Source organism: Amycolatopsis sp. cmx-11-32, from assembly GCF_047608695.1.
Classification (GTDB): Bacteria; Actinomycetota; Actinomycetes; order Mycobacteriales; family Pseudonocardiaceae; genus Amycolatopsis.
On the sequence record NZ_JADNQN010000036.1, the window covers coordinates 1 to 6,306 of the forward strand.

General features: G+C 71.2%; 1 protein-coding gene. It reads left to right on the top strand.

The features are described 5' to 3' along the window. Nucleotides 1-65: 65 nt before the first annotated feature. Nucleotides 66-6,306, top strand: a 6,241-nt coding sequence (locus ACM6LR_RS39160) for an amino acid adenylation domain-containing protein (protein WP_414945636.1), incomplete at its 3' end; no start/stop codon positions are given.

Below are 6,306 nucleotides of genomic sequence, written 5' to 3' on the forward strand. Positions count from 1 at the left end.
CGTCGTCGGGTTTCGATATGTTTTGTGAGGAGTGGTTGCTGGCTTTCCTTTCCGGGGCGGCTTTGGTGATCGTTCCGGCTGAGCGGCGTCTGGGTGTCGAGTTGGCGGGGTTCTTGACCGAGTACGGGGTGACACACGCGACGTTGCCTCCCGCGGCGGTGTCGACTTTGCCGGTGAACAGCCTTCCGGCGGGCTTTGTGCTGGACGTGGGTGGTGAAGCGCTGCCGGGTGAGCTGGTCTCGCAATGGGCCGTTGATCGGGTGATGTTCAACAGTTACGGTCCGGCCGAGGCGACGGTGAACGCCGCCGTATGGCGCTGCCGTCCCGGTCTCGAGCCGGGGACGGCGGTTCCGATCGGCCGCCCCATCGCCAATACCCGCGTGTATGTGGTGGACGAGACCTTGGAGCCGGTTCCGGCAGGGGCGACGGGCGAGTTGTACGTGGCCGGTGCCGGTGTGGCGCGGGGTTATGTGGGTCGCGCGGGCCTGACCGGTGCGCGTTTTGTGGCGTGCCCGTTCGAGCCAGGGGAGCGGATGTATCGCACGGGCGACCGGGTGCGGTGGACTGCAGACGGAGAATTGGTGTTCCTGGGGCGTCTGGACGAGCAGGTTCAGATCCGGGGTTTCCGGGTGGAGCCAGGAGAAATCGAAAGTGTCCTGCTGACGCATCCCGACGTCGACCAGGCGGCGGTGATCGCCAGGGAAGACACTCCGGGCGATGTCCGGCTGGCCGGTTATGTCATTCTCGCGGGCGCGGTGTCCGTTGAAGAGTTACGCACCTTCCTCGCCGAGAGACTGCCCTCGTATCTGGTGCCCTCGGCGATCGTCGTTCTCGACGCTTTCCCGTTGACACCCAACGCGAAACTCGATCGCAAGGCCCTTCCCGCGCCGGACTTCGCGGGTCTCGTGGGCACCGGTCGCGCGCCGGAGACCGCGCGGGAAGAAGTGCTGTGCCAGGCGTTCGCCGAGGTGCTCGGCCTGGAACGAGTCGGTGTGGATGACGACTTTTTCGTGCTGGGCGGGCATTCGCTGCTCGTGGTGTCGCTGGTGGAGTGGCTGCGGCAGCGCGGGGTGTCGGTCTCGGTGCGAGCCCTGTTCCTGACCCCGACGCCGGCCGGGCTGGCCGCCGCCGCGGGCCCCGAACCCGTGGTGGTACCGCCCAACCTGATCCCGCCGGACGCCGACGGGATCACGCCGGACATGGTGCCGTTGGCCGAGCTGACCGAGGCCGAGATCGCGCGGGTGGTGGCCGCGGTTCCCGGCGGGGCGCCGAACATCCAGGACGTGTACCCGCTGGCGCCGTTGCAGGAAGGTATCTTCTTCCACCACCTGATGGCCGACCACGACGGAACCGACGTCTACGTGACGCCCACCGTCATCGAATTCGATTCGCGTGACCGCCTCGACGCCTTCCTCGCCGGGTTGCGCTGGATGGTGGACCGGCACGACATCTACCGCACCGCGGTCGTGTCGGCGGGGCTGCGGGAACCCGTGCAGGTCGTGGTGCGCCACGCCGAGCTGCCGGTCGCGGAAGTCGTCCTCGATCCCAGCGGCCCCGACGCCGTCGAACAGCTCCTGAACAGGGTGGGCGGGCGGCTGGACCTGGGCCGGGCGCCGCTGATGGACGTGCACTTCGCCGCCGATCATCGCGGCGGTCGATGGCTCGGCCTGCTGCGCGTCCACCACCTGCTGCAGGACCACACCACGCTCGAGGTGCTGCTCGACGACCTGCGAGCCTTCCTGTCCGGGCGGGCCGGGGAACTCCCCGCGCCGGTCCCGTTCCGCGAATTCGTGGCGCAGGCACGGCTCGGGGTGCCACGACAGGAGTACGAGCGGTACTTCTCCGGCCTCCTCGGCGACGTGACGGAGACGACCGCCCCTTACGGGCTGGTGGATCTGCACGGCGACGGCACCGGCGCCGAGCAGGCTCACCTGTGGGTGGACGACGCGCTGGGCAGGCGCGTCCGCGAGGTGGCGCGGTCGTGGGGAGCCAGCCCGGCCACGGTGTTCCACCTGGCGTGGGCCCGCGTGCTGGGCGCGGTGTCGGGACGCGAGGACGTCGTTTTCGGCACCGTCCTCTTCGGACGGATGAACGCCGGTACCGGCGCGGACCGCGTGCCGGGACTGTTCATCAACACCCTGCCGGTCCGGGTCCGCCTCGATCGGGAGGGCGTCGGTGAGGCACTGACCGGACTTCGGCACCAGCTCGCGGACCTGCTGGCCTACGAGCACGCGCCCCTGGCGCTCGCCCAAGGGGCCAGCGGTCTCTCCGGCGGCAGTCCGTTGTTCAGCTCGATCTTCAACTACCGGCACAGCCCGGCCACTCCGGAGGAGGACCGCCCGGCGCTGGACGGGATGAACGTCCTGTCGGCCCGCGACCTCACCAACTACCCGCTCGCGGTCGCAGTCGACGCCCACGAGTCCGGCTTCGCGATCACCCTGGACGCGGTGGCGCCCGCCGACCCGGCCCGGGTGGGCGCGCTGCTGATCACCTGTCTCGACGCCCTCGCCACCGCTTTGGCGGACGAGCCCGCCACGCCGCTTCGCACGCTGGACGTGCTGGACGAGTCCGAGCTGTCCGCGCTGGTGGACGGCTGGAACGACACCGCGGTACCGGTGGCGGACGTGTCGGTGGCGGACGCGTTCGCGGCCAGGGCCGCGGCCGATCCCGGCGCCGTCGCGGTCGTCTCCGGCGAGGTGGAGACGTCCTACGGCGAGCTGGACGCGCGTGCGGACCGGCTGGCGCGGGCGCTGGTCGCCGCAGGCGTGCGGCCGGAGTCGGCCGTGGCGGTCGCGATGGAGCGGTCGATCGACCTGGTGGTCGCGTTTCTGGCGGTGCTGAAGGCAGGCGGTGTCTTCGTGCCGCTGGACACCGGCTGGCCGGAGGCCCGGATGCGCGCGGTGACCGCGGACGCGGGCGCTTGCCTGTTGCTGGCGCACGAGGCGACCACCGGGATCGAACTCGGCGTCGCGGCGCTGACGGTCGAGGCCGAGGCGGACACCGCGGTGGACCTGCCGGACTCGGTCCCGCCGGGTTGTGCCGCCTACGTGATGTACACGTCCGGCTCGACCGGGGAGCCGAAGGGCGTGGTGGCCACCCATCGGGACGTGGTGCGCCTGGCGATGGACCGGTGCTGGGGTGCCGCGGCACGGGTGCTGTTCCACGCCCCCCACGCCTTCGACGCGTCGTCTTACGAGCTGTGGGTGCCGCTGCTGTCGGGTGGCACCGTGGTGATCGCACCCGGCGAGCGCATCGACGCGGCGTCGATGCGGCGGTTGATCTCCGCGCACGCGTTGACCCACGTGCACGTGACCGCCGGTCTGCTGCGGGCACTGGCCGAGGACGACCCAGGCTGCTTCGCCGGGGTGCGTGAGGTGCTGACGGGCGGGGACGTGGTGACGGCCGACGCCGTGCGCCGGGTCATGGAGTCGGGCTCCCGGGTGGTCGTGCGGCACCTCTACGGGCCGACCGAGGTCACGCTGTGCGCCACCCAGCACGAGATCGCCGATGCCGCCGAGGTGGGCGGCGCGCTGCCCATCGGGCGGCCGCTGGACAACACCCGCGTCTATGTCCTGGACGACGGGCTCAACGTGGTCCCGGTGGGCGTCGCCGGTGAGCTGTACGTGGCCGGGGCCGGCATCGCGCGCGGTTACGTCAACCGCGCCCAGACCACGGCGGAGCGGTTCGTCGCGTGCCCGTACGGGACGGGCGGGCGGATGTACCGCACCGGCGACCTGGCTCGCTGGACGCCGGACGGGCGACTGGTGTTCGCCGGGCGCGCGGACGACCAGGTCAAGATTCGCGGTTTCCGGGTGGAACCGGGTGAGATCGAGGCCGTGCTCGCCGAGCATCCGGCGGTCGCGCAGGCCACCGTCGTAGTGCGGGAGGACGTCCCGGGGGACAAGCGGCTGATCGGCTACGTGGTGCCCGTGGACGGAAGCGCTTCGATCGTCGACGTGGTGCGTGACCACGTGGCCGGGCGCCTGCCCGAGTACCTGATCCCGGCGTCGTTCGTGGAACTGGCCGCGCTCCCGCTGACGGCCAACGGGAAGGTGGACCGGGCGGCGCTGCCCGCGCCCGGGTACGCGGCCGGAGCGGGCAGGGCTCCGGTGAACGCGCGGGAAGAGCTGCTGTGCCGGGCCTTCGCCGATGTCCTGGGGCTGCCGTCGGTCGGGATGGACGACGACTTCTTCGCGTTCGGCGGGCATTCGCTCCTGGCGATGCAGCTGGTGAGCCGGGTACGCGCGATCCTGGACGTGGAACTTCCGATCCGGACTGTGTTCGAAGCCCGGACTCCCGGGCGCCTTGCGGTCCGGATCGACCAGGTCGCCGCGCCGGGGCGGACGGCGCTGACGGCGCGGTCACGGCCGGACCTGGTGCCGTTGTCGTTCGCGCAGCGCCGGTTGTGGTTCCTGGGCAGGCTGGAGGGGCCGAGCCCGACCTACAACATTCCCTGGGGTCTGCGTCTGACCGGGACCTTGGACCGGGCGGCTTTCGCGGCGGCGTTGCGTGATGTGGTCGGGCGCCACGAGGTGCTGCGTACTGTTTTCGCGCTGGCCGACGGCGAGCCGTATCAGCGGGTGCTTTCGGTGGACGAGTCCGGGTTCGCGCTGGACGTGGTGGAAGTGCCGCCCGACGACCTGACGGCGGCGGTGGCGCGGGTCGCGACGCACCCCTTCGACCTGGCGGCGGAGATCCCGGTGCGCGCCTCGCTGTTCGTGGTGGCGCCGGACGAGCACGTGCTGGTCATGGTGGTGCATCACATCGCGGGTGACGCCTGGTCGATGGCGCCCTTGGCCCGCGACGTTTCGCTGGCGTACGAGGCACGGCTGGGCGGCGCGGCTCCCCGGTGGGCCCCGCTGCCGGTGCAGTACGCCGACTACGCGCTCTGGCAGCGGGAGCTGCTCGGCGACGACGACGATCCGGGCAGCGTGATCGCACAGCAGGTGCGCTACTGGAAGGCCGCGCTGGCCGGCGCACCGGACGAGCTGGACCTGCCGGTCGACCGGCCACGTCCGGCGGAGCTGTCCCATCGAGGCCACGTCGCCGAGGCCGAACTTCCCGCCGAGCTGCACCGGCGGCTCCTGGAGCTGGCGGCGGCCGAGGGCGTGACCGTGTTCATGCTGCTGCAGGCCGCGTTGGCGGTGACGCTCTCGCGGTTGGGCGGAGGCCGGGACATCCCGATCGGCACGGCCGTCGCGGGGCGCACCGACCAGGCCCTCGACGAGCTGGCCGGGTTCTTCGTCAACACCCTCGTGCTGCGCACCGACCTGTCCGGGAATCCGACCTTCGCCGAGGTGCTGGGGCGGGCACGGGAAAACCTCCTCGCGGGGCTGGCCCACCAGGACGTCCCGTTCGAGCGGCTGGTCGAGGAGCTCTCCCCGGCCCGTTCGCTGACCCGGCATCCGCTGTTCCAGGTGATGCTGACCGTGCAGAACACCGCCGGGACCGACGCCGAGCTGCCCGGCCTGCGGACCTCGATGGTGCCCACGGGGGCGGTGGCCGCCAAATTCGATCTGGACCTCGCCTTCGAGGAGAGTTTCGACCCGGCGGGCGCGCCCGCCGGCTTGCGCGGAACGCTCGTCGTGGCCGCCGACCTGTTCGACCCGAGCACCGCGGACCGGATCGTGACCTGGTTCGCACGAGTGCTCGACGAGGTGACCCGACGGCCGGACCTGCGGCTCGGCGCGGTCGACGTCCTCGACGCCGGTGAACTGTCCACTTTGGATGGATGGAACGAGCCGGGGCCGCCGGTCCCCGATGCCACGCTGCCGGAGCTGTTCGAGGCCCAGGCCGCGAGGACGCCGGACGCGATCGCCGTCACGGCGGGCGACGTCGAGCTGTCGTACGCGGAACTGGATGCGCGAGCGAACGGTCTGGCCCGTCGGCTGGCGAGCCGGGGTGTCGGCCCGGAGTCGGTTGTCGGGGTGGTCGCACGACGGTCGGCCGAGTCGGTGGTGTCGCTGTTGGCGGTGCTCAAGGCGGGTGGCGCGTATTTGCCGGTGGATCCGGATTCTCCGGTAAAGCGGATCGAGTTCGTGCTGGCGGACGCGGACGCGGTATGTGTGGTCGCGACGTCGGACTGCGTGTCGGTGGTGCCGCAGGGTGTCCCGGTCGTGCTGGCGGACGATCCTGGGCACGACGTGGTTTCGGACCGGCCGAGCGTGGCGCGCCCCGACCATGCGGCGTATGTGATTTACACGTCGGGTTCGACGGGGTTGCCGAAGGGGGTGGTGGTTCCGCATCGGAATGTGGTGGCGTTGTTCGCGGCTGCTGGTGGGTTGTTTGATTTTGGTGCGGATGATG